This is a genomic window from Yoonia sp. KMU-150, from assembly GCF_056858355.1.
Map to the genome: position 1 here is coordinate 1,288,914 of NZ_JBXEQF010000001.1, position 24,202 is coordinate 1,313,115.

Sequence of the window (24,202 nt, forward strand, 5' to 3'; positions counted from 1 at the left end):
TTCGCCACAAGGCCCCGCAAAACAAGGGGTATTGGCGGGAATAATACGCCTGCGTGCGACAAGATTTACGCTAAGTCATTGATTTTGTGCGGGCGCAAAAATTTATGCTGCAGTGCAGAAAATCACTTGAAATGCCGCACTGCAGCATGTAGATAGAGATCAGAACGAAAAGCGCGGGTCCTCCCCCCGCATCACACAGAAACCTGAAAGGGTATGACAATGGCTAAGACACAAGATTTCACCGCCGTCTTCAAAGACATGATGGGCGCATTCCCCGTCGACACCAAAGCATTCGACGACGCTTTCAAATCCCAGACCACTCTGGCCGAGAAAATGTCCGCCGTCGCGATCGACGCCGCTGGAAAGTCGACCGACCTGTCCGCCAAGTGGGCACAGGACACCCTGACCAAGCTGCAGGATATGTCCAAAGCCAAGGCAGAGCCTGCCGACTACGCAAAAGCCATGACGGATTTCGCATCCGCCAATGCTGAAGCCGCTGCAGAGCATATGTCCGCTTTCGCCGAGATCGCGAAGAAGGTGCAGACGCAGACGCTGGAACTGATGATGGCTGCTGGTAAGGATATGTCCGAGGACATGACCGCCGCCGCAAAGAAAGCCACCAACGAGATGACCGCCACTGCGAAAAAAGCAGCCGCGAAGTAAGTCCGAAGTTACCGGGCTGATCCTCCCTAGAGGTCCGTACGTTTCAGGCGGCGCGCACTCCGGTGCGCGCCGTTTTTTTGTCTACATACCGCCGGGTATCGTGATCCGCCCGATGTTGCGCCGCTTGTTGAACTCCGCCACCCGGCCCAGCACGTCGACGCCAATCTGCGCATAAAGGTCCAGCAGATCGACCAATACCCAGTTTTCGCGGATCAGGCCGTCTTCCAGCCGCCAGAAATCCAGGCTGCGCAGCAGCACTTCCTTGTCCGAGGGCGCAATCCCCATCCAGCCGTCGCCCGATAGCGTCAGCCGCATGTTGGGCCAGCCGGTCTCGCAGGCGTAATCGCCCTCGCCGACCCAATGCGACATCAGATCGCCCATCGCGTCCAGCTTGCGGTCGGGCATCCCGCGCAGGAATGGGATCTGGTGCCAGTTGCGGAAACCGGAAATACCCCGCGCCGTTCCGATCCCCGCAGGTCCGTACCAGTTGAACCGGGGGTGCCAGTAATGCTCCAGCCGCATGACCGCGGGGTCCGGGTCGGCGGGGTGTTTGCAAAGGTCGGTCAGCATGGCGATCACCTGATCGACGGCGACCTGCCCATCACCCGAAACGGTCAGCCCGTCCTGCGACATAGGGGCGGGCGTGCACAGATACGCCCCCAGTTGTGGTGCCATCGGCCATGCACCGGCCTGCATCATCAATTCCGGCAGGTCCCAGATCGCTTGCATCTGCGCGATCTTGCCGTCCACGACCTGAAAAAATTCGTGATAGCGCATGTGCACCAACCCGCCCGTCGGCGGGATGCCCAGAAAATCGCCCGTCATCGTGCCCATGTAGTTGCCCATGGTACCGATCCAGTCCTGGCCCTGCGGCGTCGTGCCCGCCATGACGATCATGTCGCGGCGTTCCAGATCGGGTATCGCGGCATGCAGTGGCGCAAGGCAGGTGGTCTGAAACGCCTCCGCGCCGCTCAGCTCCCCGAACGGGTGGCACATCAGCAGTTGCGCAGCGGGCGCGAAACTGTCGGCCAGCGCATGGCTCACTTCGGCGGTTTCATAACTGGCCATGGCGGTCCGGTAGGGGGCGATCACGGCCTTGATTGCTGCGGGGGACATCTATGGCTCCATCTTGCGGCTCGCGGCAGACGCTGCGCAAATCGCGCGCGAAAGACAAGACCGGTCGCCGCCCGTCCCGCATTGCGCTTTCTTTTTTTTCAGATGCAGCATAGGCTTCTCTGCACTGCAAAATGTCTTGGGAGGGACAGACCGTGGCCGCTACCGACAAACCGCTCTTGATCAAACGCTATGCCAGCCGTCGTCTCTACAATACTGAGACCAGCGACTATGTGACGCTGGAGGATATCGCGACCTTCATCCGCGAGGGCCGCGAGGTGCAGATCGTCGATCTGAAATCCGGCGACGACCTGACCCGGCAATATCTGCTGCAGATCATCGCAGAACACGAAAGCCGCGGCGAAAGCGTGCTGGGCGTCGATATCCTGACCGATCTGGTGCGCAGCTATACCTCCCAAGCGTCCAGCGTCGTGCCGCAGTTCCTCGCCGCCAGCTTCGAGATGTTGCGCGACGGCCAGTCAAAGGCGATGGAAAACATGACCTCGATGAACCCGATGGCGAACATGCCCGGTTTCGACGCGATGCGCGCCCAGCAGGAGGCGTTCATGAAAGCCATGACCGGGGGCATGATGGGCGGCGCGACGACCTCCGCATCAAAGGCGGCCGCCGATACGGACAACGACGATCTGGACGAGATCAAGGCCCAGTTGAAGGCGATGCAGGACAAACTGTCGAAGATGGGTAAGTAAAACGCGGGCTTAGCCGCCGTTCCTGACAAATTCGCCCCGTCCGACAAACTGGCAATAGTCCATGATGCGGATTTGCGCATCCTGCACCCATGTGATGCGCTCGGGGCTTTGGATCTGCGCGTTCATGTTTACCAGGGCCATAAGTTGGCCGTCGACCTCCTGCCGGACCATCTCAAGGTTCCAGTTTCCGCCGCCGCGGTCTTCCCACGTGCCCTGCACCTGACGGGCGGGGAACATCGGGTCGATCGTGAACGGGGTGGGCCATGTGATGGTCATGGTGCGGGTCATGGCATCGAACTGCGGCCGCGTGGTGCTGATGATTTCCGGGCTGCATTCCTCTGAAAAGGTGATGCTGTCGGTGTTCATCGTCCAGACACCGTTCACCAGCGGGCCGTCACCCGCCGATGCCAGGGGCTGGACCGGATCGCCATCGGCGGGATCGTCTTCCGGAGGATCGTCTGGCTGCTCTTCGGGGGCGCAAAGCGCGTCCTTGTCACCAGGCTGCAAAATGGTCCAATAGGCGCGGCCTTCGCTGTCCCGCAGCAGATCGTATTCGCTGGACGGCGGACCGGACAGGCCGAGCGCGTCAAACGCCGCGAAATCGTCACTTTGCAGCACGGAAATCTCCGAGCCGCCATCGGGCTGGCAGGCGATTACATTGACGCTGCGTGGCGGGTCAGGTTCTGTGCAGGCTTCGATCTCGCCGTCGGGGCCGATGCGGATCATCGGTGCAATCGCAAGGCCCAGCGGGTTGGCCGCCGGTCCAGGGACACAGGCCTGCGCCTTGCGGCAGATCGAGCGCATTTCGGCTTGTCGCTGCCAGGAATAGGTGCCGTCCGGATTGCGGAAGACGTGATGGCTGAAGCCGGGGCGCACGCCACCGACGACGATCTCCCATTCAGTCTGCGTCAACTGTTCGCTGGACCGAACGGTGACTTCGCCCTTGTCGCAGGAATAGGTCCTGGCCTGTGCCAGAACCGATTGCGGAAGAATTGCGGCCACGACCGCTGCACTCAAGAACACGCGTTTCACCTTGCCGAAATCAACTGGCGTCAAAAACCTTCTCCACGGAATGAACTGATATTGTCTGGCGCATGCGGTCCGTCTCCCTGCCCGGGCGGGGCCGACACTGCGATGGTTGCCTATTCACCGGTGCGCCGTGCGTCGAATGTCACGTGATACTGGCAGTTGCCGCCAAACCCCGCGATCCGCGCCATCGCCGTATCCATCAGGAATTGCAGGTGCCCGTCGATCTGGATGTGGTCGGGGTCGATGACAGCGAAACCATAATCGACCGTCACCTTGATCGGCCCGTTGTCCTGCTCCACCGCGCGGACCTGCCACGTTCCGTGGGACCCCTGCCAGGGATTGCCCTGCGCCGCATCCGGCAGCATGTCGCTTGGGTGCGGTGGATCGCCCCATGACACCCGCGGGTTGCGCATCAGGCTGCGGCCAAGCTGTTCTCCCTGCGCCACGGCCTGCGGCGGGCAGTCGTCGGCGGTGCTGTCGCGAAACGTCACCTCCCACAACCCGTCGTTCAGCAATGCACCACCGGTCGCCTCCTCCGGCTCTTCCGGAACACACATCACCGCGGACTCGCCTGCGTCCAGCACGCTCCAGTAGCTGACACCGTCCTTGTCGCGAAAGATGTTATGCGCGGGCGACGGCGGCGTGCCCAGTCCCAGCGCGTTCAGCGATCCAAGATCGTCACTCATCACTGTCTCTGTCGTCAGCGTGCCGTCTGGCAGGCAATTCGTCACCGTCAACTCGCGCGCCGGTTCGTCATCGGTGCAGGGTTCCAGATTGCCGTCCGGGCCGACCCGCACAAGCGGGGCCGCGACGAGGCCCACAGCCGATGCGCTGCCACCAAAGCAGGCCTGCTTTTCGCGACACATCTTCCGCATCTCCGACGTCCGCGCCCAGACATAACTTCCGTCTGGTTTCTGGAACACGTAGTGCCCGAAATCGGGCCGCGCCGCGGGGTCGAGCCCGACCACCAGCGCCCATTCCGTCGTCGTCACTGCGTCGCTGTACTGGACGTTCAGATCACCGCCGTTGCAGGAATACCCGCGGGCCTGCGCCTCTGCCAGTATCGGGGTCAGGCCGGCGGCCAGTGTTGCGAAAGTTAACTTTGCGGATGTCATCGGCGTCTCCTAGCATGTGTTGCGCCAGAATGCAGGATGCAGCGTTATCGGTCCATCCCCACGTCGCGGGGGAAGGGCGCGTCAGATCCCCAGCCGGTCGCGCATCGCGTACCATGTCATCGCCAGCGTCAGCAGCGGAGCGCGGAACGCCCCGCCACCCGGAAACGCAGGTGTGGGCAGCAGCGACAGGGTATCGAACCGGCCCGCCTGACCGGCAATCGCCTCTGCCATGACCTTGCCGGCAAAGCCCGACAGGGCGACCCCGTGCCCCGAAAAGCCGGCCGCCGACAGCATGTTCGGTGCGACACGCTGCACCGCAGGCAACCGCGACATGGTGATCCCCAGCGTGCCGCCCCAGACGTAATCGATCCCGACGCCCTCCAGTTGCGGAAACAGCGCCGTCATCCGCTGGATCAGCGCGGTGGAAATGTCGCGGGGATAGCCGATGGAATAGCTTTCGCGCCCGCCGAACAGGAACCGATTATCCTCGGACATGCGGTAATAGTTGACGACGAATTTGCTGTCGGCGACGGCAATGTCGCGCGCCAGAACCTCTGCCGCCCGGTCCCCCAGGGGTGCCGTGGCACAGATGAAGCTATTGATCGGCATGACCCGCTGCGTGACCCTGGCATTGATGTTGGGCAGGTACCCGTTGCCGGCCAGTATGACATGGCGGGCCAGCACACGCCCGTGATCGGTCTGCACGGTGGCGGGGTCGCCCTCACTGATGTGATGAACCGCGCTGCGTTCGTGAATGACGGCACCCGCCGCCTCTGCCTGCTGTGCCAGCGCCACGGCATAGCGCAGTGGGTGGATGTGCCCGGCACCGCGGTCCAGAATACCGCCATGATAGCTGTCTGTCTTGACCAGCGCACGCATCTCATCCCGGTCAAGACGGTCGACCTGATCGTAGCCATGGGTATCGCGCAGATAGGCCGCCTCGTCGTGTTCCGCCCGGACCTCTGCTGCGGAATAGGCCCCGTGCGCCACACCGGGCGTAAAGCGGATGTCCGGCGTCGTATCGCTGAAATCGCGGATGTCCTGCTTGGCCTCCTCTGCCATGTCCCAGACCGCGCGCGCATTGTCGGTGCCGATCTGCCGGGCAATCTTGCGCATCGACGCATTGTAGCCCGATCCGACCTGCCCGCCGTTGCGCCCCGATGCGCCGAACCCCGCGCGATGCGCCTCCAGCACGACGACCGACAACCCCTTGCGGGCCAGATGCAGCGCCGCCGTCAGCCCGGTATAACCCGCGCCGACAATGCAGACGTCGGCGGTGACGCTGCCGCGGAGTGCCGCGCGTTCATCCGGCAGGTCGGTCGACGCGACATACCAGCTGTCGGGATACTGGCCGGGGCTGTCGTTGCGGAAAAGCGGGTTCATCTCAGACGTTCAGCAACAGGTGCTCGCGCTCCCACGGGCTGATCACCTGCAGGAATTCACTGTACTCAGTGCGCTTGACGATGGAAAAGACGCGGGCGAAATCCTCGCCCAGCACCGCATGCATGGCCTTGGCGTTGTCGAAAAGCTCCATCGCCTCGTAGGGGCTTTGCGGAATGTCGGGCTCCGCGTCATAGGCCTCTCCGGTGTAGCGTTTGTCGGGCCGGATTTCGTTCATCAGCCCCAGATACCCGCAGGCCAGCGAAGCAGCGATGCACAGATACGGGTTGCAATCCATGCCTGCCAGCCGGTTTTCGATCCGGCGCGCATCGGGCGATGATATCGGAATACGGATGCCGGTGGTACGGTTGTCACGACCCCACTCAAGATTGATCGGTGCGGCAAAGTCCTTCACGTAGCGGCGAAAGCTGTTCACGTAGGGCGCGATCACCCCGATGACGCTGGGCATGTGCTCCTGCAGCCCACCGATAAAGTGGAAAAACGCATCCGTCTCGCCGCCACCCTTGCCGGTAAAGATATTGCGGCCCTTGGCGTCGATCACCGAATGGTGCACGTGCATCGCACTGCCCGGTTCGCCCGCGATCGGCTTGGCCATGAAGGTGGCGAAACAATCGTGCCGCAGCGCCGCCTCGCGGATCAGGCGTTTGAAATAGAAGACCTCGTCGGCCAGCTTCACCGGGTCGCCGTGGCGCAGGTTGATTTCGAGCTGCCCCGCGCCGCCTTCCTGCGTGATGCCGTCGATCTCGAACCCCTGGATTTCGGCGAACTCATAGATGTCGTCGATTACCGGGCCGTAATCGTCCACCGCTGTCATCGAATAGGCCTGCCGCCCGGCGGCGGGGCGTCCTGTGCGGCCCATCATCGGCTCGATCGGCTTTGCGGGATCGGTGTTGCGCCCGACCAGATAGAACTCCATTTCCGGGGCGACGACGGGCGTCCAGCCCTGCGCCTCGTAAAGCGCCACCACCCGCTTGAGCACGTTGCGCGGCGCATAGCCGACGGGTTCGCCCTTCTGGTTGTAGGCATCGTGGATCACCTGCAACGTCCCATCTGCGGCCCAGGGTGCGGCTGTCGCGGTCGACAGGTCCGGTCGCAGGATCATGTCCGGCTCGGTAAACCCACCCGGGCCCGCGGCCTCGCCCCAGTCGCCGGTGATGGTCTGGAAAAAGATGGAATTGGGCAGATGAAAATGCGCCTGCTTTTCCCATTTCGCGGCAGGCACGGCCTTGCCGCGCGCGATGCCCGGCAGATCGGCGATCACGCATTCGATCTCGTCCAGACGATTGTTTTCCAGATAGGTCAGCGCCGCTTCGGGTATGCTGTCGGTCCAGGTCATGCGACCTCCCGCGCCTTGAAGAACTGCCCGATCTGCTCGGCGATGCGCTTGTTGTCGATGGGTTTCGACAGGTTGCCCCGCACCGTCTCCAGCAGGTCGTCGGGCACCACGCCCGGCCCGCGATAGGCGGCAAGACCGGCGGTGAAATCGTTCTCGAACTCGGGGTGCGGCTGGATCGTAAACGCCCGCTTGCCATAGACCAGCGCCGCGTTTTCGCAGAAATCGTTGTGTGCGCAGACGGTCGCACCGTCGGGCCGGACCGTCACCTGGTCCTGATGCCAAGCGTTCAGTGACAGCCGTTCACCCATCCAGTCGTACTCGCGCCGCCCGACCGACCAGCCGCGTTCGAATTTCTCGACCTTGCCCCCCAGCGCCTGCGCGATGATCTGGTGACCGAAACAGATGCCGACCATCGGCACATCGGCGGCAAAGATGTCGCGTATCAGGGCTTCCAGCGGGGGGATGAACGGGTGATCTTCATAGGCCCCGTGCTTTGACCCCGTGATCAGCCAGCCGTCGCAATCGCGCACGTCGCCGGGGAAATGCATGTCCACGACATTATAGACCGCAAATTCGAACCCCTGACCGGCCAGCAGTTTTTCGAACAGATCAGAGAAGTCGCCCAGGTCCGGGCGCAGCTCGTCCGGCGCATGGCCACATTGCAGAATTCCGATTTTCATTTTGTCACCTGATGGGATGTGCGCCAAAGCGTAAGCCTGCCCGCGACGCGGGGCAAGTCAGACGGTGTCGAGATAGAGGTCCAGCTGCTCGTCCGGTGTCAGCTGTTCAAAGTAGTGCAGTTCCTGCCGCTTGGTCAGCACGAAGTTCTGGATCAGCAGTGGATCGAAGATGCGTTTCGCCATCGCGCTGGCCTCGAAGGCGTCGATCGCCCCGGCCCATGTGTCGGGGATCTGCTTGATCTCCTGATCATAGGCATTGCCCGAAATTGGTTTCGGCGGGATCAGCGCGTCCTCGATCCCGATCAGGGCGGACCCCAGCACCGCGGCAAGGAACAGATAGGGGTTCACGTCGCCACCGGCCACACGGTGTTCCACCCGGCGCGCGGCAAAGCTGCCGCCCGGCACCCGGACAGACGCGGTGCGGTTGTCGTAGGCCCAGCAGATCGCGGTGGGCGCATGGCTGTCCGGCACCATCCGGTCGAATGAATTGCCGTGCGGGGCAAACACCAGCGCCAGCTCCGATATCCCTTTCAGGCACCCCGCGATCGCATGGCGCAGCATGTCCGACCCTTCGAACGTGCCGTTGTCCATGATGTTGCGACCATCCGCGTCGAGCACGGAAAAATGCGTGTGCAGCCCGTTACCGGCATGTTCGGGATAGGGCTTGGCCATGAAGCTCGCCGCCATCCCGTGCTTGCGCGCCAGCCCGCGCACCAGCATCTTGAAGAACCACGCATCGTCCGCCGCTTTCAGTGCATCTGCCACATGCTCCAGGTTCACCTCGAACTGCCCCAGCCCGCCTTCGGAAATCGCGGCCTCCGCCGGAATGTCCATCGCGTCGCAGGCATCGTAAAGATCGTTGAAGAAATCGTCGAAGGCATCCAGCGCCCGCAGCGACAGGATCTCCGCGCCGGGCCGCCGCTTGCCGGAGCGCGGACTGCGCGGCTGCCTGATCTCGCGCCCGGAATCGTCGACGAGGTAGAACTCCATCTCGGTAGCGACCACAGGTGTCAGCCCCTTTGCGGCAAACCGTTCCACGACCCGCGCCAGTGCCTGACGCGGATCGCCGGGGTAGGCGGTCCCGTCCTCGTAGAACATCCAGACCGGCAGCAGCGCCGACGGGTGATCGAGCCACGGCATCGGGACATAGCCCCGCTCGGTCGGCATCAGCACGCCGTCGGCATCGCCGGTCTCGAACACCATCGGGCTGTCGTCGATATCCTCGCCCCAGATATCGAGGCTCAGCACCGATAGCGGAAACCGGGTGCCGCCGGTTTCCAGCTTCTCCGCAAAACGGCGTGGCACCCGTTTGCCGCGCGCCTGACCGTTCAGATCGGCGGCACCGCAGCGCACGTTTCGGATTTCGGGACGATCATCGAGCCAGCTCATCGGACAGGCGCCTGCAAATGGGGTTTCTTGCGATGTCCTATGCGCCCAAGCGGGGCCAAAAGCAATCCATCACGAACTAGCGGATCAGCTGCGGGCGAAAGCGCAGCCGTGGCCGCCTGTCCTGCGGCAAGTGCCGGTTCAGCCGCGCGTTGATCACCCCGAAAACCGCGATCACCACCAGTGTCAGCAGAATGAAATATCCCGCCAGAATGGGGTAGGGGATGAAGGGGTTGAAGGTCTTGTCGGCAAAGTAGCTGGCGTAATAGAGCGCGTCGCCCTTCTGCTGGAACGCCGGGAACCCCGCGAAATAGACCAGTGTGGTGGCGTGGAACAGAAAGATCGCCTCGTTGGTATAGGCGGGCCAGCCCAGCCGCAGCATCGTGGGCCAGATCACCCGTTTGAACCGCGCCCAGCCCGACAGGCCATAGGCGTCGGCGGCTTCCGTGTCACCCTTGGGGATCGACTGCAGCGCACCATAGAAGATTTCGCCGGAATAGGCGGCGGTGTTCAGGATCAGCACGATCAATGCGCCGAACGTGGCCGAGGTCAGCGGACTGAACACCGGGTAGACTCCCTTGAGCGACAGGAACAGGAAGTAGGCAAAAAAGAACTGGATGAAGAGCGGCGAGCCGCGCAGCACGAAGATGAACCACTCCGCAGGCTTGCGCAGCCAGCGATTGCCGGAGGCCTTGCCCATCGCCACCGTCACGGCCAGCACGAAGCCGATCACCAGCGCCAGCAGGCCGAAATAGATGTTCCAGATCATGCCCGATCCGATCAGCGTGAACTGCTGGCACAGCGTGAAATCGGAGCGGGGCAAAAGCCGCTCACCAATCCCGATGGACCGCAACCCGTAGTCCATGATGGTTTCGATACAACTCATGTTGTAAACGCCAGACTGCAATGGGCCACGCCCGACCTAGAGGGCGTCGAACCGTGGCAGGAGGGATCTGACCTTGCGGATTGCGGGCGGGTTTTAGTGCCGCGCCGTTGCAAACACGCCCTCCGGGGGGAGGTCGGGCGTGGCCCGGCTCTGCCGGGCAAGTCCCCGGTCTGATACAGGCGGCACATATATCCTGAATGTTCCATCACGCCGCCGCCTTTCGCTGTGCTTCACCAGCTGCCGTCGCCTGACCGCGTGTCAGCCGCGCCATGATCCGGTCCAGCACGACCTCCGACACCCGCGTGAAACACAGGTAAAACACCAGCAATCCAAAGAAATACCACATCCGCCAGTCCGGGTGCGGATAGTCGGTGAACTGTGGTGTCTTCGATCCGCCCAATTCGCGCGACCAGTAGACGATGTCCTCCACTCCCAGCAGGAACAGCAAGGGCGTGGCCTTGATCAGCACCATCCACAGGTTCGACAGGCCGGGCAGGGCATAGACCCACATCTGCGGCACGAGGATGCGCCAGAACGTCTGGCGCTGCGACATGCCATAGGCTTCTCCGGTCTCGATCTGACCGCGCGGCACGGCCCGCATTGCGCCGAACAGCACGTTGGCGGCAAATGCGCCGAAGACGATGGCGAAGGTCAGAACCGCAAGAAAGAAACCATAGGTCTCGTGGATCCACTGTGGCGCATTGCCCAGCGGCAGTTTCGCGGCGGAACAGACGACAAAGTCATTGCCCTGCCGCACGGGCTCGGACCAGTCGGGGCATTTGATCCGGTGGCGGACGTATTCGAACGCCTGATCCAGCGCGATCACGAAGAACAGGAAAAACGCGATGTCCGGCACGCCGCGCACGATGGCGATATAGGTCTTGCCGAACCAGCGCAGCGGGGCAAAGCCACTGCGCGCGGCAGCCGCCCCACCGAACCCGAAGGCCAGCGCCGTGGGTGCCGTGATCGCCAGCAGCAGCAGGACGGTACCCAGCGAATAATAGAGGTTCATGTGCTTGCCCGTGGTCAGGTAGCACGAAAGCCATCTTAGCCCTTCAAGGGATGCGGGATCTGCACAATAGCTGAAAATCGGCTTGGGCCTCTGGCGAAATATACAAAGGAAATGCGCCCCGGTCTGTTGGGACCGGGGCGCACCGTGTCAGCCTAGAATGTGGCCGAACCCGGCAGCCACTTGGTGATCAGGTCGTTCAGCGACCCGTCGGCCTTCATCGACTGGATCGCCGCGGTGAATTTCTCGCGCAGTTCGGCATCGCTCTCGCGTAGGCCAAGGCCGATCCCGCCGCCAAGCAGCACATCCTCGCCCACGATCATGACTTCGGCGTCGGCTTCTGCGATCGGCTCGAGGAACGCCTTGTCGGCCAGAACCGCATCGGCCTCGCCGTTCTTGACGGCTGCGACGGTTTCGTCAGGTGTCGCGAATTCCAGCAGCGTCGCTCCCATCGAGGCGACATGGCTGGCCTGGATCGTGCCGGACTGCGCCGCGATCACGCCGCCCTCAAGATCGGCTTCCGCCGATAGGGCCAAAAACGCCGAAGGGTCGGGCTGCGTGTAAGGGTCGGAAAAGTCGATGACCTCGTCACGCTCGTCGGTGATCGACATGCCCGCCATGATCACGTCGTAGTTGCCGGAAACGAGGTTGGGGATGATGCTGTCCCACTCGTTCGTGACCCACTCGCAGGTCAGTTCGGCGCGGGCGCACAGCTCGTCGCCCAGCTCGCGCTCGAAGCCGTCGACTTCACCGGCGTCGTTGAGGAAGTTGTACGGAGGATACGCACCCTCGGTGCCCATGCGCACGACGGAATGCCCGTCGGCCATCGCCATACCGGCGGTCAGGGCCAGTGCGGCCGTGGAAAGGATCAGGTTTTTCATCAGTTTTCTCCCGTTGGTAGTCGCGCACAAAGCAGGGCGCGATTGACCGGCAGAGGGTTATGCGAAATGCGTTGAAACGCAAGGGGAATTGCGCTTGCAACTACGCACCCCGCTAGGTTGACGCGGGGTCAGCGCTAGCGTTCTGCGTAAAAGGACGAATCGAATTGGCTATCACCAGTGGCCGACAGATTGCTGCCGATCCGACCCGCCAGCGCCGTGCCGTCATTCACGCCGAAGCCGTAGAGCGTGCCTGCATTCACCACCAGCGCGCCGCCCACAGCAGGCTGTAGTGTGCCGTCAACCTGCGCGTTCATGGCTGTGCCGATGGGGTCGGCGCTGACAGTCACAAACCCGTTCGACAGTGTGAGATTGCCGGTCACAGCCGCATCATCGCTGTCGACAAATTGGCTGGCTTGCCCTGTCAGCGGGATCGCCTCACCAGTGCTGCGCCCGGTGAAATCGACAGCAAAGCGGATCTCGCCCATCCAGTCTGCATTGGCGATCAACTGTTCTGCAGTGGTGGCGGGGATGACCGACTGACCACGATCAAGCGCGATCACGCCGCGATAAACAGCATTGCCACCGGCCAGCACCTCTGCGCTGGTCGCCAGGTCCGGTCCGTTCATCAGGTTCAGGAACGGGGTGTTGTCAAAGGCATCTTCCTTGGCGCATTTCAGATTGGCAAAGCTGCCACTGCCACCGCACCCGGCAGGTGGCCCTGTCATCACATCACCCCCGCCAGAGCCGCCACATCCCATGAGCGCGGTACAGACGCCTGCAAAAAATCCGGTTCTGACCATGATATTCCTTGTCCCTAAAGTCTGATTTTTATCTCCAGCAATTGACGTAGAGGCAAGGAGAAACTGACAGCGGGTCAGGTTTAGGCCGGCGCGGTCGCCGACAGAAAGCCTTGCAGGCGTTCCGTCTTGGGGCTGCCAAACAGGGTGTCCGGCGCGCCTTCTTCTTCGATGCGGCCCTTGTGCAGGAACACGACGTGGTCACTTACGTCGGCGGCCAGCCGCATGTCGTGGGTGACGATCAGCATGGTGCGCCCCTCGGCGGCCAGGTCCTTGATCACCTTCACGACTTCCTGCTCCAGCTCCGGGTCGAGCGCGGATGTCGGCTCGTCGAACAGCAGCGCCTTGGGCTCCATGCACAGCGCGCGCGCGATGGCGGCGCGCTGCTGCTGTCCGCCCGAAAGCTGCGCCGGATAGACGTCGCATTTGTCGCCGATCCCGACCTTGTCGAGATACTTGCGCCCTGCCGCCTCGACCTCGGCCGGGTCGCGTTTCAGCACCGTCAAAGGCGCTTCCATCACGTTCTGCAGGATCGTCATATGCGCCCAAAGGTTGAACTGCTGGAACACCATCGACAGGTTCGTGCGAATACGGATCAGCTGCGCGCGGTCGCCCGGACGGCGGTGATGCCCGCTTCCTTTCCACGACACCGGCTCGCCGCAGAACAGTACGTCACCCTGCTGGCTGTCCTCCAGCAGGTTCGCGCAGCGCAAAAGCGTGGATTTCCCCGACCCCGACGACCCGATCAGCGATACCACATGCCCCGCCGGGGCCGCGATGTTCACGCCCTTGAGCACCTCCAGCGCCCCGTAGGACTTGTGAAGATCGCGGATTTCGATCACCGGGGCGGCTGTGGTCACGGGGGTACAGTTCCTTCTTGTCAGCCCGCAGTAACGCCTATTTTCGCAGCGGGCGCAACGGATTCGCGCAAAATGACGCGTGGTCAGCCCGCTTGCTGCGATAGCGCCGGGATCGGCAGGTCATAGGCCGCGGCATCCAGCGCGATAATTCCGCGCAGCCCGGTTGCGGTGCGATGCTCTGCAGGCAGGGCGGCAATCGCATCGGCGATCGCTGCAAAGTAGGGGGCGAGGTCGGTCTGTCCGGCGGTGATGAAACTCATGCCCGGTGACGGCGGCGTATGGCCGATGACGCGCACTTTCGCCGCCAATGGATCGTCCACCAGCAGATGCCGCCAGGTCTGCGCGTCGATGGTGGCGCAATCCGCGCGGCCCTCGGCCACGGCGGCGAGGCTCGCGGCATGCGCGCCGGTTTCAAGCGCAGGCACCAGATCGTGCCCCCAGGTCGCGGCCCAGGCATGCGCCGCGCCGAAGCCAGATTGCGACAGCACATCGTTGACCGCAAACCGCCGGGCGAAAGCCTCCTCAACGGTCTTTGGCCCATCCGCCGCCCGCACGATCACATGCGACCGGTAAAATCCCGGCGGACACCCCTCCAGCCCGTAGTCCGCAGCCCCGATCACCGTCACCTTTTCGGCAAACCGCGCCCGCAGCGGCAGATTGCAAATCTGACCCAGCACCAGATCGTCCCGCGCCCACGTCTCCATATGCGGCATGTCACGGGTCAGGTGCTCCGGCGCGGCCACGCCCCGCGCGCGCAACCCGTCCCGGATCAGCGCCCACAGTGCATCGTAGCCGGCGTGCGTCGCCGGCCGGTCATACATCGGAAAACTGGCGATCATCCGTCCCGGGCGACTTTCATCCGCGCCGCGTGGCTGTCCTGATCGGTGACCCCCAGAAGCGAAGCGACGAGCCGCATCAGGCTGTCCTCCTCCGCTTCGCGGGTGCCGTCGGCCAGCACGACTTCCCACATCGCCGCGATCACCGACAGGCGATTGTCGTAATCCACCGCATCCTTGATCGCGCGGGTAAAGCGCACGGTGTCCGGTGCCTCGGCCTCGAACGCCTCACACTCGCGCAGCAGGGCTTCGGGGTCGGTCAGGCCATAACGCCGCGCCAGCACCTGCGCGATGGTTTCGCGCTCGGCCGTGGCATAGTCGCCATCAGCGCGCGCCAGCCGCACCAGCAGCGCACCCAGCGCCAGCCGGGCATCGGTTTCGGGCAGGGGCTCTGGGTCGGGGGCGGTCAGACGCCGGAGGAAATCACCAAACATGGGTTGGGATATAGGGCGGACGGCCCGCCCCGGAAACCCCCGACGCGCGGCTTACGCGCCGTCGTAACCTTCCACGATCACCAGATCGCCGGTCGAGACCGGATCGCGCAGCGCCTTGGCGGCCTGATACTCCGGCGAATGATAGCAGTCTTTCGCCGCCTGAAAGCTGGGGAATGCGATGACCACGGTGCGCGGTCGCGCCGTGCCTTCGACATCCTCGCGCGCACCGCCGCGCACGAGGAATTCGGCACCATAAGCCGCGAAGACGGCGGCATTGGCCGCGCGATAGGCGCCATAGGCCTCTACATCGTCGACGGTGACATGGCCGATCCAGTATCCTTTTGGCATGACATTTCCTTTCTATGGGTCAAAATGAGGCGAATTTCCATGCGAGGCGCGCCAGTTCGTCGGCCAGACCATAAGGCGCGTTCACGCAGAACAATCCCGACCCCACCATCCGGTGACCGGGACGCGCGGGCGGGAACCGGACCTCGTGGCGCAGCCCGTTCGGAATGGCGCGCTCCAGCGCCCGTGACATCGGTAGATGCGGGGCATCCGTCAGAACGGGGTACCACAGCATGATGACGCCCACCGGCCATTTGCGGTGCAGCTTGGCGATCACGTCGGGGATGGTCTGATAATCCGATTTCACCTCGAACGACGGGTCGATCAGCAGAAACCCGCGCCGCGGATCAGGCGGGCAGCGCGACAGCGCCATTTCCCAGCCGTCGCGATGATCGCAGATCGCACCGTGCCCCGCCATAGCCTGCGTCAGTGCCGCGTGTTCCTGCGGGTGCAGTTCCGCCAGAACGATCGGATCGGCGCTGCGCAAAACCTGCGCCGCCAGCAGGGGGGACCCGGGATAGGCCGCGGGACCATGTGCCGCGCGCACCGCGGCCAGTGCGGCAGGGTAGGGGTGATCGGGGGCGAACCAGTTTTCGGCGAGCGCAATGCCCTGCGCGGCCTCGCCGGTTTTTGCCGCCTCCGCCCCCTCCAGATCGTAAAGCGCGCGACCCGCGTGCGTCTCCAGATAGGTCAGCGGCTTGGGCTTTTGCGTCATGTAATCCAGCGCCCAACACAAGGCACCGTGTTTGTGCACATCCGCCATATTTCCGGCGTGATAGGCGTGTTGATAAGACAGCATAAACCATTTGCCCCTTTGATGATCACAATATCGGTAACCTGTCCGTGCCATTGGGCCAAGGCATTGCTTTTACAGCGGGTTGGGTTATCTGTGAAGGGAACGACTCACGTGGATCGAACGTCATGAACCGCATCTGCCTCGCTCTGGCTCTGTGCCTGTCGCCGCAACTGACGGTTGCGCAGTCCAATGGTGTCGAATTTACCGTGGGCGCCGGGGCGCTGTCCGCGCCGGGCTACTTCGGCTCCGACGAAATGGTTCTGGGTCCTACGGGCAGCTTTTCACTGGAACGCCTGCGCTTTGGCGGTCTTTCGATCGGGGAGGGTGGCGACACCCTCGGTTTCGGCTATCACGGCGGCTTCCGCTACATCGGGCCGCGCACGGCTGACGACTACCCCGAACTGGCGGGTCTCGCCGATATCGACGCGACCGTCGAACTGGGCGGCGGTCTGCACTACGCGGCCGAGGATTATTATATCTACGGCGACGTGCGTTATGGCGTCATGGGGCATGAATCCTTTGTCGCGGAAATCGGGGCGGACGCCTACTACCGGCCGACGCGCGAATTGACGCTGGCCGCAGGCCCCCGCGTTCTGCTGGGCTCCGACGACTATGCCCAGACCTATTTCGGTGTGTCCGCGGCCGAGGCGCTCAACAGCAACTTCACGGCGTTCGACGCCGGCGGCGGCGTGATCAGCAGCGGGCTGGAGGCGTCGGCGACCTATCAATTCAACGATGACTGGGGCGTCGTGGGGACGGTGCGTTACGACCTGCTGCGTGAGGATGCCGCCGCCAGCCCGATCACGGTGTCCGACGATCAGCTGTCCGTCGGGATCGTGCTCACGCGCAACGTCTCCTTCGACTTCTAGGCAGCCCAAATTTTCGCGAAAATTTGCCTGTCACGAATTTTCGCGAAAATTCGCGCGCGTCAGACGAGCCGTGAATTCTCCACCGCCGCGCGCACGAACCCGTCGAACAGGGGATGCGGCGCAAAGGGTTTCGACTTCAATTCCGGGTGAAACTGCACTCCGATGAACCAGGGGTGGTCTTTCCACTCCACGATTTCGGGCAATTTGCCGTCCGGCGACATGCCGGAAAAGCACAGGCCCTGTTCCTCCAGCTTTTCGCGGTACTTGATATCGACCTCATAGCGGTGCCGGTGTCGCTCCTCGATCTGTGTGGCACCGTATACCGCCGCCACGTTCGATCCTTCGCTCAACGTGGCCGAATAGGCGCCCAGCCGCATCGTGCCGCCCTTGTCGTCGTCGGCCTTGCGTGTGACCGAATGGTTGCCCTGCACCCACTCCTTGAGGTGATAGACCACCGGCTCGAACCGCTTTTTCCCGGCCTCGTGGTCGAACTCCTCGGACCCCGCCGATTTCAGCCCCGCCACGTTGCGCGCCGCCTCGATCACCGCCATCTGCATGCCGAGGCAAATCCCCAGATAAGGCACCTTGCGTTCACGGGCGAATTGCGCCGCCTTGATCTTGCCCTCGGTGCCGCGCTCGCCGAACCCGCCGGGTACGAGGATCGCGTGGAACCCCTGCAGATGCGGAGCCGCGTCGCCCTGATCGAAGACCTCGGCATCGACCCATTCGATCTTCACCTTCACCCGGTTCGCCATGCCGCCATGCGTCAGCGCCTCGGCGATGGATTTATACGCGTCCTCCAACTGCACATATTTCCCCACGATGGCGATCTTCACCTCGCCTTCGGGGTTGTGGATACGGTCATAGACGTCGTGCCACATATCGAGCTTGGGCATCGGTGCGGGCGAGATTTCGAAGGCATCCAGCACCGCCTGATCCAAACCCTGCGCGTGATAGGCCAGCGGCGCCTCGTAGATCGACTTCAGGTCATAGGCCGGCACCACGCAGTTCTTGCGCACGTTGCAGAACAGCGCGATTTTTTCCAACTCCCGCTCCGGGATCGGCTGTTCGGACCGGCAGACCAGCACGTCCGGCGACAGGCCGATGGATTGCAATTCCTTGACCGAATGCTGCGTGGGCTTCGTCTTCAACTCGCCCGATGCCTTGAGATAAGGCAGCAAGGTCAGATGCATGAAAATGCACTGCCCGCGCGGCTTGTCGTGTGAAAACTGGCGGATCGCCTCGAAGAACGGCAGCCCTTCGATGTCGCCGACGGTGCCGCCGATCTCGCACAGCATGAAATCGACCTCGTCCTCGCCGATGCGGATGAAATCCTTGATCTCGTTGGTCACATGCGGCACCACCTGGATAGTCTTGCCCAGGTAGTCGCCCCGGCGCTCCTTCTCCAGCACGTTGGAATAGATCCGGCCCGACGACACGGAATCGGTCTTGCGGGCGGGCACGCCAGTGAAGCGTTCGTAATGGCCAAGGTCGAGATCGGTCTCCGCCCCATCGTCGGTCACGAAAACCTCGCCGTGCTCGAACGGCGACATCGTGCCGGGATCGACGTTCAGATAGGGGTCGAGCTTGCGCAGCCGCACCGAAAATCCGCGCGCCTGCAGCAAAGCGCCCAGTGCCGCAGAGGCCAGCCCCTTGCCAAGGGATGACACCACACCACCGGTAATGAAGATAAATCGTGCCATCAGGCTGCCCCCGCGCGTGTCCAAAGAATTGTGGAAATCCGAACCCGAAAATTCGCACCATCACGGGGTTCAAGAATAGCCGGATTCGGCCATCCCGCGCAACCCGCAAGCGCAAGATGATGTTGCCTGCGCCAACACGCGGGCAAAACCTTGTGGTATCAAAGGGCCTTAGTTGCCCGATGGCACAAGCGGCGCATCGTCGCCCGACGGCGGCAGCAGATCGCTGCCAAGGTCCGGCACCGTGTCGTCGCTGTCTTCCGCCGCGGGCAGATCGCCCAGCCGGTCCAGCACCGACGCACCGGCCGACTGTTCCGCCGCGATCAGCGTCAACGCGATGGACGTCGCGATAAAGGCGATCGCCAGCAGCCAGGTGAACTTGCCCATGGCGGACTGCGCCGGGCGGCTTGCACCCGCACCGCCGCCACCGCCGCCGATCCCAAGGCCGCCGCCCTCCGACCGCTGCATCAACACTGCGCCGATCAGGCTCAGGGCAAGGATCAGATGAATGACGAGAACGACGTTTTCCATAGGTGGCCTTTCGGGGCATAGGCGAACGGGTGGTATCTAAAAGCTGATCGGTCCTGCCGCAACCCCTGTTGCGCGATTGTCATTGGTCCACGTCGTCCACATCGGCCTGTCCCGAGAGGCGCCGCCGCACGATCGACCACGACAGCCCGATGGCCAGCACCACCGACAGCACGGCAAGTGCCAGCCAGGTGTTGAACGTGGGGTCGGTCAGGTCGATCAGCCCCTGATCCCACAGCACCCACAGGATCGTGCCCGCCACCGCCAGCACCAGCAGCATCCCGAACATGCCGATGGACCGCAGCGTCGCGCGCAGATAGATGATGTAGCCCACCGCCAGCACCAGCCCGAACAGCACCGTCAGCGGCAGTTGGGTCTCGTAATTCGCCATGCTCCACCGCACGAAATTCCAGTCGGTCGGGTTATAGGTCGCGGCCAGCAGGACAAATGCAAACGCCCAGCGGATCAGAAAGCCCATGGTATCGCTCCGGTTCGATTTCGGCGCGACCATGCCAAGATCGGCACGCCTCTGTCCACCCACCGCTTGCGTGTTTTGCGGTTTCGCCGCGATGCGCGCATCGCTATAGAGGCCCGGGCAATTCCAGCAAGGACGCACAGTCATGGCAAACGTAGTGGTCGTAGGCGCGCAATGGGGCGACGAGGGCAAGGGCAAGATCGTCGACTGGCTCTCCGAACGCGCCGATGTCATCGCCCGGTTCCAGGGTGGTCACAACGCGGGCCACACGCTGGTGATCGGGGAAGAGGTCTATAAACTGCACGCGCTGCCCTCCGGCGTCGTGCGCGGTGGCAAGCTCAGCGTCATCGGCAACGGCGTCGTGCTCGACCCCTGGCACCTGATGCGCGAAATCGAAACGCTGCGCGGGCAGGGGGTCACGATCACGCCGGAGACACTGATGGTCGCCGAAAACACGCCGCTGATCATGCCGTTCCATGGCGAGCTGGACCGCGCTCGCGAAGGTCAGAATTCCGTCGCCAAGATCGGCACGACCGGGCGCGGCATCGGCCCGTGCTACGAAGACAAGGTCGGTCGCCGGGTGATCCGCGTCGCCGACCTGGCCGATGACGCCACGCTGGAACTGCGGGTCGACCGCGCGCTGATCCATCACAATGCGCTGCGCAACGGGCTGGGCCTTGACCCCATCGACCGTGACGCGCTGCTGGCCGACCTGCGCGAAATCGCGCCGCAGGTGCTGGCATACGCGGCCCCCGTCTGGAAGGTGCTGAACGAAAAGCGCAAGGCGGGCAAACGTATTCTGTTCGAAGGCGCGCAGGGCGCGTTGCTCGACATCGACTTCGGCACCTATCCTTTCGTCACATCGTCGAACGTGATCGCGGGGCAGGCGGCGGCGGGCACCGGCATGGGGCCGGGGGCCATCGAATTCGTGCTGGGCATCGTGAAGGCCTACACCACCCGCGTCGGCGAAGGCCCCTTCCCGACCGAACTGCACGACGAAGACGGTCAGCGTCTCGGCGAACGTGGCCACGAATTCGGCACGACCACCGGCCGCAAGCGGCGCTGCGGCTGGTTCGATGCGGCCCTCGTGCGGCAGACCTGCGTGACCTCCGGCGTCACCGGCATCGCGCTGACGAAACTCGACGTGCTCGACGGTTTCGAGACGCTGAAAATCTGCACCGGCTACGATCTGGACGGCACCACGCTCGATTACCTGCCGACCGCCGCCGATCAGCAGGCGCGGTGCAAACCGATCTACGAGGAAATGCCCGGCTGGTCGGAAAGCACCGAAGGGGCGCGATCCTGGGCCGATCTGCCGGCGGCGGCGATCAAATACGTGCGCCGGGTGGAAGAGTTGATCGACTGCCCTGTCGCGCTACTGTCCACGTCACCGGAACGCGACGATACCATCCTCGTCACCGACCCGTTCGCGGATTAGGGGAAGGCATCGCATGGCGCTCAGTTACAAGGCACGCAAACGCTGGGCGCTGGTGGTCCTGATCTTCGGCCTGCCGCTCTACATCGTCATGGCGGTGACGATTCTGAACTGGCTCTACCCCGATCCGACAGCGAAGCCGTCGATCTGGGTCGAACTGGGAATTTACATCGCACTCGGTGTGCTCTGGGCCTTCCCGTTGAAAGCGATCTTCAAGGGTATCGGCCAGGCCGACCCGGACCAGCGCTGAACCCGTTAACCGTTTTGCCGGTGCACGTGCAGTGCACGCCCAGTGTACGGGGCGTGCACTGTCGTTTTCGGGTAGTCGTTAACGCACGGGCGTCAATGCGCGGGCTTGATGAATGTCCCGTTGTTGAGATCCATCATCGCCTGCCGCAACTCGGCCTGCGTGTTCATCACGATGGGGCCGTGCCAGGCCACGGGTTCCTCGATCGGCGCACCGGAAATCAACAGGAACCGGATACCGTCCTCGCCCGCCTGCACCGTCACCTCGTCACCGGTGCCAAAGCGCACCAGCGTCCGGTCGCCCGACATGTCGCGAATGTTGACCTCTTCCCCAAGCACCTCTTTTTCCAGCAGAATTCCTGCCGGTGCCGCCGCATCCGTGAACCGGCCCGCACCCGCAAAGACATAGGCAAAGGCACGGCGATAGGTATCCACCTTGAACGTTTTGCGCACACCCGCAGGCACCGAAATATCCAGATACTGCGGGTCCGCCGCGATCCCGTCCACAGGGCCTTTCTTGCCCCAGAAGTCACCGACGATCACCCGCACCGACGTGCCGTCATCGTCCACGACCGTTGGAATATCCTTTGCCTCCACGTCCTGATAGCGCGGTGCCGTCATCTTCATCGACCCCGGCAAATTCGCCCAAAGCTGGAACCCGTGCATCTGCCCCTGCGCGTTTCCGCGCGGCATTTCCTGATGCAGGATGCCCGACCCGGCAGTCATCCACTGCACGTCACCCGCGTTCAGATCGCCGGTGTTGCCCAAGCTGTCCGCGTGAGCCACCGTCCCGTCGAGCACATAGGTGATCGTTTCGATCCCGCGGTGCGGGTGCCATGGGAAACCCTTGGCGTAATCCTCGGGCCGCTCGTTGCGGAAATCGTCGAACAGCAGGAACGGGTCCAGTTCCGACGGATACTGGAACCCGAACGCACGGTGCAGTTTCACGCCGGCCCCTTCCATCGTGGGAATGGCCTGCCGTGTTTCCAATGTGGGTCTGATGGACATGATATGTCTCCTTTGCAGTCCAGATAAGGATCGCCTGACCGCGCGACAAGCAGCAGGCTTGTGCGTCCCTGCACAGGTTATGTCGGAAACGGACCAGATCGCACCCGACATCCCGGCCAACCTGTCGAAAACGGAGGGTCATCCATGCACATCGGTTTCATCGGCCTTGGCAACGTCGGCGGCAAGCTGGCTGGCAGCCTGCTACGCAACGGGCATCAACTTAGTGTCCACGACCTCGATCCGGCGCTGGTCAGCGGTTTCGTCACACGCGGCGCGACCTCCGGCACCGATCCCGCGCAACTGATGCGCGATTGCGATGTGGTGATCACATGTCTGCCCAGTCCTGCCGCCTGCGAGGACGTGGTGCTGCAGATGCTGCCGAAGGTCCGCGCGGGCAAGATCTGGATGGAGATGTCCACGACAGACGCCGCCGAGGTCGCCAAACTGGCGAAACTCGTCGAAACCAGCGGCGGCGCGGCGGTGGAATGTCCTGTTTCCGGCGGCTGTCACCGCGCCGATACCGGCAACATCAGCATTTTCGCGGGCTGCGACCGCGCGACGTTCGACCGCGTCCTGCCGTTGCTGACCACGCTTGGCCGCCGCGTGCTGCATACCGGTCCCATCGGCACCGCCAGCACGCTGAAGGTGATGACCAACTATCTAGCCACCGCCAATCTGCTGACGCTCTGTGAGGCGCTGGTCACGATGAAGGCGGCGGGTCTCGATCTGGCCACCACCTACGAGGCGATCAAGATCAGCTCAGGCACAAGTTTCGTGCACGAAACCGAAAGCCAGATGATCCTGAACGGCTGCCGCGACATCAACTTCACCATGGACCTTGTGAAAAAGGACATCGGCCTGTTCCAGACTATCGCCGAACGCCATGACGTCCCGCTTGAAATCAGCCCGCTCATGGTGTCGATCATGGACGACGGCATCGCCCGCTACGGCCCGCGCGCGCAATCCGATGACATCATCCGCCGTCTGGAAGAGGCGACGGGTCTCGACATCACCGCCCCCGGCTTTCCGTCCGAGATGATCGACGACGAACCCGAGGCACCCGGATATGAGGTTGTCCCACCATCCTGACCGCTTTGCCGCTGGCACCGGACGCGGAACCGCCTTAAAGCGGTGCGCGAAAGGGGCAGGCCGCATGTTCAATCCAGACGAAGACGGCATCTATGCCACGGTATCCGCATCATCGGTGCGGCGGGGATTTGCCTGCGGCGTCCTGTTCCTGCTGGGCGCGCTTGTGATCTACGTGGCACTTTTGCCGCCGTTCAAGGTGGTCCTGACCCCGCTGCTCTTCGTGCTTGGCGTCGGCGTCGTGATCATCGGCGACAGGCTGCGCCGCGCGACACGCAAGGAAATCCACCTGACCGCCGATGACATCCGCGACAGCGACGGCCTTGTACTGGCCCGTATGGACGACATCAGAAAGGTTGATCGCGGGGCCTTCGCCTTCAAGCCGTCGAACGGGTTCATGCTGGTGCTGAACAACAAGCAGCAGCGCGGCTGGGCGCCGGGGCTGTGGTGGCGTTTCGGGCGCTTCGTGGGTGTGGGGGGCGTGACCGCCGCCGGTCAGACGAAATTCATGGCCGAACAGATCGCGCTGAGGCTGGCCACCCGTGACGACACCTGATCGCCGCCATCCCCAGGGCGGA

At 63.2% G+C, this 24,202-nt stretch carries 27 protein-coding genes; 7 read left to right on the forward strand and 20 right to left on the reverse strand.

Going from position 1 to position 24,202, the window contains the following annotated elements; all coding sequences use genetic code 11:
- Window positions 1-219 precede the first annotated feature (219 nt).
- On the forward strand, window positions 220-663 hold the full coding sequence (locus AC04PH_RS06255) for a phasin family protein (protein ID WP_483064882.1): 444 nt from the start codon (window positions 220-222) through the stop codon (window positions 661-663).
- 81 nt (window positions 664-744) lie between these two features.
- Here the strand turns inward: AC04PH_RS06255 and AC04PH_RS06260 are convergent, their stop codons facing one another.
- Window positions 745-1,779 (reverse strand): ester cyclase, encoded by a 1,035-nt coding sequence (locus AC04PH_RS06260; protein WP_483064883.1) that lies wholly within the window; start codon window positions 1,777-1,779, stop codon window positions 745-747.
- Window positions 1,780-1,931: 152 nt separating this feature from the next.
- On the opposite strand from AC04PH_RS06260, the gene phaR reads away from it, so the two are divergent.
- Window positions 1,932-2,486 carry a polyhydroxyalkanoate synthesis repressor PhaR gene (gene phaR / locus AC04PH_RS06265; protein ID WP_483064884.1) on the forward strand — a complete coding sequence of 185 codons (555 nt, stop codon included), beginning with the start codon at window positions 1,932-1,934 and terminating at the stop codon, window positions 2,484-2,486.
- 9 nt (window positions 2,487-2,495) lie between these two features.
- Here phaR and AC04PH_RS06270 read toward each other — a convergent pair whose 3' ends face one another.
- The 15 genes from AC04PH_RS06270 to rlmJ form a co-directional block, all read right to left on the reverse strand.
- Entirely contained in the window at window positions 2,496-3,509 is a 1,014-nt protein-coding gene (locus tag AC04PH_RS06270; protein WP_483064885.1) for a hypothetical protein, read from the reverse strand.
- A 119-nt stretch (window positions 3,510-3,628) separates the two neighbouring features.
- Window positions 3,629-4,630: a hypothetical protein gene (locus AC04PH_RS06275; protein WP_483064886.1), complete on the reverse strand. Its 1,002-nt coding sequence runs from the start codon at window positions 4,628-4,630 to the stop codon at window positions 3,629-3,631.
- A gap of 81 nt (window positions 4,631-4,711) precedes the next feature.
- The gene (locus AC04PH_RS06280) at window positions 4,712-6,013 is read right to left on the reverse strand and encodes an NAD(P)/FAD-dependent oxidoreductase (protein WP_483064887.1); all 1,302 of its coding nucleotides are present in this window, start codon (window positions 6,011-6,013) and stop codon (window positions 4,712-4,714) included.
- 1 nt (window position 6,014) lies between these two features.
- On the reverse strand, window positions 6,015-7,367 hold the full coding sequence (locus AC04PH_RS06285) for a glutamine synthetase family protein (protein ID WP_483064888.1): 1,353 nt from the start codon (window positions 7,365-7,367) through the stop codon (window positions 6,015-6,017).
- On the reverse strand, window positions 7,364-8,047 hold the full coding sequence (locus AC04PH_RS06290) for a type 1 glutamine amidotransferase (RefSeq protein WP_483064889.1): 684 nt from the start codon (window positions 8,045-8,047) through the stop codon (window positions 7,364-7,366). Before AC04PH_RS06290 ends, AC04PH_RS06285 begins: the two co-directional genes overlap by 4 nt.
- A gap of 57 nt (window positions 8,048-8,104) precedes the next feature.
- Window positions 8,105-9,436 carry a glutamine synthetase family protein gene (locus AC04PH_RS06295; protein WP_483064890.1) on the reverse strand — a complete coding sequence of 444 codons (1,332 nt, stop codon included), beginning with the start codon at window positions 9,434-9,436 and terminating at the stop codon, window positions 8,105-8,107.
- Between the two features lie 76 nt (window positions 9,437-9,512).
- Window positions 9,513-10,319, reverse strand: a complete 807-nt coding sequence (locus AC04PH_RS06300) for an ABC transporter permease (RefSeq protein WP_483064891.1) — start codon at window positions 10,317-10,319, stop codon at window positions 9,513-9,515.
- 205 nt (window positions 10,320-10,524) lie between these two features.
- Window positions 10,525-11,409 carry an ABC transporter permease gene (locus AC04PH_RS06305; RefSeq protein ID WP_483066159.1) on the reverse strand — a complete coding sequence of 295 codons (885 nt, stop codon included), beginning with the start codon at window positions 11,407-11,409 and terminating at the stop codon, window positions 10,525-10,527.
- 74 nt (window positions 11,410-11,483) lie between these two features.
- A complete protein-coding gene (locus tag AC04PH_RS06310; RefSeq protein WP_483064892.1) occupies window positions 11,484-12,209 on the reverse strand; it encodes a transporter substrate-binding domain-containing protein in 726 nt (241 codons plus the stop codon).
- Window positions 12,210-12,343: 134 nt separating this feature from the next.
- Window positions 12,344-12,934 (reverse strand): hypothetical protein, encoded by a 591-nt coding sequence (locus AC04PH_RS06315; protein WP_483064893.1) that lies wholly within the window; start codon window positions 12,932-12,934, stop codon window positions 12,344-12,346.
- Window positions 12,935-13,089: 155 nt separating this feature from the next.
- A complete protein-coding gene (locus tag AC04PH_RS06320; RefSeq protein WP_483064894.1) occupies window positions 13,090-13,866 on the reverse strand; it encodes an ABC transporter ATP-binding protein in 777 nt (258 codons plus the stop codon).
- An 83-nt stretch (window positions 13,867-13,949) separates the two neighbouring features.
- Window positions 13,950-14,705 carry a PhnD/SsuA/transferrin family substrate-binding protein gene (locus tag AC04PH_RS06325; RefSeq protein WP_483064895.1) on the reverse strand — a complete coding sequence of 252 codons (756 nt, stop codon included), beginning with the start codon at window positions 14,703-14,705 and terminating at the stop codon, window positions 13,950-13,952.
- Window positions 14,702-15,136: a tellurite resistance TerB family protein gene (locus AC04PH_RS06330; RefSeq protein ID WP_483064896.1), complete on the reverse strand. Its 435-nt coding sequence runs from the start codon at window positions 15,134-15,136 to the stop codon at window positions 14,702-14,704. The genes AC04PH_RS06325 and AC04PH_RS06330 overlap by 4 nt, the downstream gene beginning before the upstream one ends.
- Window positions 15,137-15,187: 51 nt before the next feature.
- Window positions 15,188-15,484, reverse strand: a complete 297-nt coding sequence (locus AC04PH_RS06335) for a DUF1330 domain-containing protein (protein ID WP_483064897.1) — start codon at window positions 15,482-15,484, stop codon at window positions 15,188-15,190.
- A 19-nt stretch (window positions 15,485-15,503) separates the two neighbouring features.
- A complete protein-coding gene (gene rlmJ / locus AC04PH_RS06340) occupies window positions 15,504-16,280 on the reverse strand; it encodes a 23S rRNA (adenine(2030)-N(6))-methyltransferase RlmJ (protein WP_483064898.1) in 777 nt (258 codons plus the stop codon).
- A 122-nt stretch (window positions 16,281-16,402) separates the two neighbouring features.
- Between rlmJ and AC04PH_RS06345 the strand changes: the two genes are divergently transcribed.
- Window positions 16,403-17,146 (forward strand): MipA/OmpV family protein, encoded by a 744-nt coding sequence (locus AC04PH_RS06345; RefSeq protein ID WP_483064899.1) that lies wholly within the window; start codon window positions 16,403-16,405, stop codon window positions 17,144-17,146.
- A gap of 59 nt (window positions 17,147-17,205) precedes the next feature.
- Here the strand turns inward: AC04PH_RS06345 and AC04PH_RS06350 are convergent, their stop codons facing one another.
- The 3 genes from AC04PH_RS06350 to AC04PH_RS06360 all read right to left on the reverse strand — a co-directional run bounded on the left by AC04PH_RS06350 (window position 17,206) and on the right by AC04PH_RS06360 (window position 19,852).
- Complete coding sequence (locus tag AC04PH_RS06350; RefSeq protein WP_483064900.1) at window positions 17,206-18,849, reverse strand: CTP synthase; 1,644 nt, start codon at window positions 18,847-18,849, stop codon at window positions 17,206-17,208.
- Between the two features lie 168 nt (window positions 18,850-19,017).
- Entirely contained in the window at window positions 19,018-19,377 is a 360-nt protein-coding gene (secG, locus tag AC04PH_RS06355; protein ID WP_483064901.1) for a preprotein translocase subunit SecG, read from the reverse strand.
- Window positions 19,378-19,456: 79 nt separating this feature from the next.
- Window positions 19,457-19,852, reverse strand: coding sequence for a DUF6524 family protein (locus AC04PH_RS06360; RefSeq protein WP_483066160.1), 396 nt, complete (start codon window positions 19,850-19,852; stop codon window positions 19,457-19,459).
- 142 nt (window positions 19,853-19,994) lie between these two features.
- Between AC04PH_RS06360 and AC04PH_RS06365 the strand changes: the two genes are divergently transcribed.
- Window positions 19,995-21,287: an adenylosuccinate synthase gene (locus AC04PH_RS06365; protein WP_483064902.1), complete on the forward strand. Its 1,293-nt coding sequence runs from the start codon at window positions 19,995-19,997 to the stop codon at window positions 21,285-21,287.
- A gap of 13 nt (window positions 21,288-21,300) precedes the next feature.
- Window positions 21,301-21,534 (forward strand): DUF2842 domain-containing protein, encoded by a 234-nt coding sequence (locus tag AC04PH_RS06370; protein ID WP_483064903.1) that lies wholly within the window; start codon window positions 21,301-21,303, stop codon window positions 21,532-21,534.
- A gap of 92 nt (window positions 21,535-21,626) precedes the next feature.
- Here the strand turns inward: AC04PH_RS06370 and AC04PH_RS06375 are convergent, their stop codons facing one another.
- Window positions 21,627-22,538 carry a pirin family protein gene (locus tag AC04PH_RS06375; RefSeq protein ID WP_483064904.1) on the reverse strand — a complete coding sequence of 304 codons (912 nt, stop codon included), beginning with the start codon at window positions 22,536-22,538 and terminating at the stop codon, window positions 21,627-21,629.
- A gap of 144 nt (window positions 22,539-22,682) precedes the next feature.
- On the opposite strand from AC04PH_RS06375, the gene AC04PH_RS06380 reads away from it, so the two are divergent.
- Together AC04PH_RS06380 and AC04PH_RS06385 are read left to right on the forward strand one after the other, a co-directional pair.
- Window positions 22,683-23,627 carry an NAD(P)-dependent oxidoreductase gene (locus AC04PH_RS06380; protein WP_483064905.1) on the forward strand — a complete coding sequence of 315 codons (945 nt, stop codon included), beginning with the start codon at window positions 22,683-22,685 and terminating at the stop codon, window positions 23,625-23,627.
- Between the two features lie 64 nt (window positions 23,628-23,691).
- Window positions 23,692-24,180, forward strand: a complete 489-nt coding sequence (locus tag AC04PH_RS06385) for a hypothetical protein (protein WP_483064906.1) — start codon at window positions 23,692-23,694, stop codon at window positions 24,178-24,180.
- The last annotated feature ends 22 nt before the right edge of the window (window positions 24,181-24,202 follow it).

What these genes read in the sequence shown, in the direction of transcription:
- AC04PH_RS06330 (WP_483064896.1), bottom strand. Translation starts at nt 15,136, where the DNA reads ATGTTTGGTGATTTCCTCCGGCGTCTGACCGCCCCCGACCCAGAGCCC.
- AC04PH_RS06290 (WP_483064889.1), bottom strand. Translation starts at nt 8,047, where the DNA reads ATGAAAATCGGAATTCTGCAATGTGGCCATGCGCCGGACGAGCTGCGC.
- AC04PH_RS06380 (WP_483064905.1), top strand. Translation starts at nt 22,683, where the DNA reads ATGCACATCGGTTTCATCGGCCTTGGCAACGTCGGCGGCAAGCTGGCT.
- AC04PH_RS06295 (WP_483064890.1), bottom strand. Translation starts at nt 9,436, where the DNA reads ATGAGCTGGCTCGATGATCGTCCCGAAATCCGAAACGTGCGCTGCGGT.
- AC04PH_RS06300 (WP_483064891.1), bottom strand. Translation starts at nt 10,319, where the DNA reads ATGAGTTGTATCGAAACCATCATGGACTACGGGTTGCGGTCCATCGGG.
- AC04PH_RS06375 (WP_483064904.1), bottom strand. Translation starts at nt 22,538, where the DNA reads ATGTCCATCAGACCCACATTGGAAACACGGCAGGCCATTCCCACGATG.
- AC04PH_RS06325 (WP_483064895.1), bottom strand. Translation starts at nt 14,705, where the DNA reads ATGATCGCCAGTTTTCCGATGTATGACCGGCCGGCGACGCACGCCGGC.
- AC04PH_RS06255 (WP_483064882.1), top strand. Translation starts at nt 220, where the DNA reads ATGGCTAAGACACAAGATTTCACCGCCGTCTTCAAAGACATGATGGGC.
- secG (WP_483064901.1), bottom strand. Translation starts at nt 19,377, where the DNA reads ATGGAAAACGTCGTTCTCGTCATTCATCTGATCCTTGCCCTGAGCCTG.
- AC04PH_RS06315 (WP_483064893.1), bottom strand. Translation starts at nt 12,934, where the DNA reads ATGACAGGGCCACCTGCCGGGTGCGGTGGCAGTGGCAGCTTTGCCAAT.
- AC04PH_RS06360 (WP_483066160.1), bottom strand. Translation starts at nt 19,852, where the DNA reads ATGGGCTTTCTGATCCGCTGGGCGTTTGCATTTGTCCTGCTGGCCGCG.
- AC04PH_RS06365 (WP_483064902.1), top strand. Translation starts at nt 19,995, where the DNA reads ATGGCAAACGTAGTGGTCGTAGGCGCGCAATGGGGCGACGAGGGCAAG.
- AC04PH_RS06275 (WP_483064886.1), bottom strand. Translation starts at nt 4,630, where the DNA reads ATGACATCCGCAAAGTTAACTTTCGCAACACTGGCCGCCGGCCTGACC.
- AC04PH_RS06285 (WP_483064888.1), bottom strand. Translation starts at nt 7,367, where the DNA reads ATGACCTGGACCGACAGCATACCCGAAGCGGCGCTGACCTATCTGGAA.
- AC04PH_RS06345 (WP_483064899.1), top strand. Translation starts at nt 16,403, where the DNA reads ATGAACCGCATCTGCCTCGCTCTGGCTCTGTGCCTGTCGCCGCAACTG.
- AC04PH_RS06335 (WP_483064897.1), bottom strand. Translation starts at nt 15,484, where the DNA reads ATGCCAAAAGGATACTGGATCGGCCATGTCACCGTCGACGATGTAGAG.
- AC04PH_RS06310 (WP_483064892.1), bottom strand. Translation starts at nt 12,209, where the DNA reads ATGAAAAACCTGATCCTTTCCACGGCCGCACTGGCCCTGACCGCCGGT.
- rlmJ (WP_483064898.1), bottom strand. Translation starts at nt 16,280, where the DNA reads ATGCTGTCTTATCAACACGCCTATCACGCCGGAAATATGGCGGATGTG.
- AC04PH_RS06350 (WP_483064900.1), bottom strand. Translation starts at nt 18,849, where the DNA reads ATGGCACGATTTATCTTCATTACCGGTGGTGTGGTGTCATCCCTTGGC.
- AC04PH_RS06280 (WP_483064887.1), bottom strand. Translation starts at nt 6,013, where the DNA reads ATGAACCCGCTTTTCCGCAACGACAGCCCCGGCCAGTATCCCGACAGC.
- AC04PH_RS06260 (WP_483064883.1), bottom strand. Translation starts at nt 1,779, where the DNA reads ATGTCCCCCGCAGCAATCAAGGCCGTGATCGCCCCCTACCGGACCGCC.
- AC04PH_RS06370 (WP_483064903.1), top strand. Translation starts at nt 21,301, where the DNA reads ATGGCGCTCAGTTACAAGGCACGCAAACGCTGGGCGCTGGTGGTCCTG.
- AC04PH_RS06385 (WP_483064906.1), top strand. Translation starts at nt 23,692, where the DNA reads ATGTTCAATCCAGACGAAGACGGCATCTATGCCACGGTATCCGCATCA.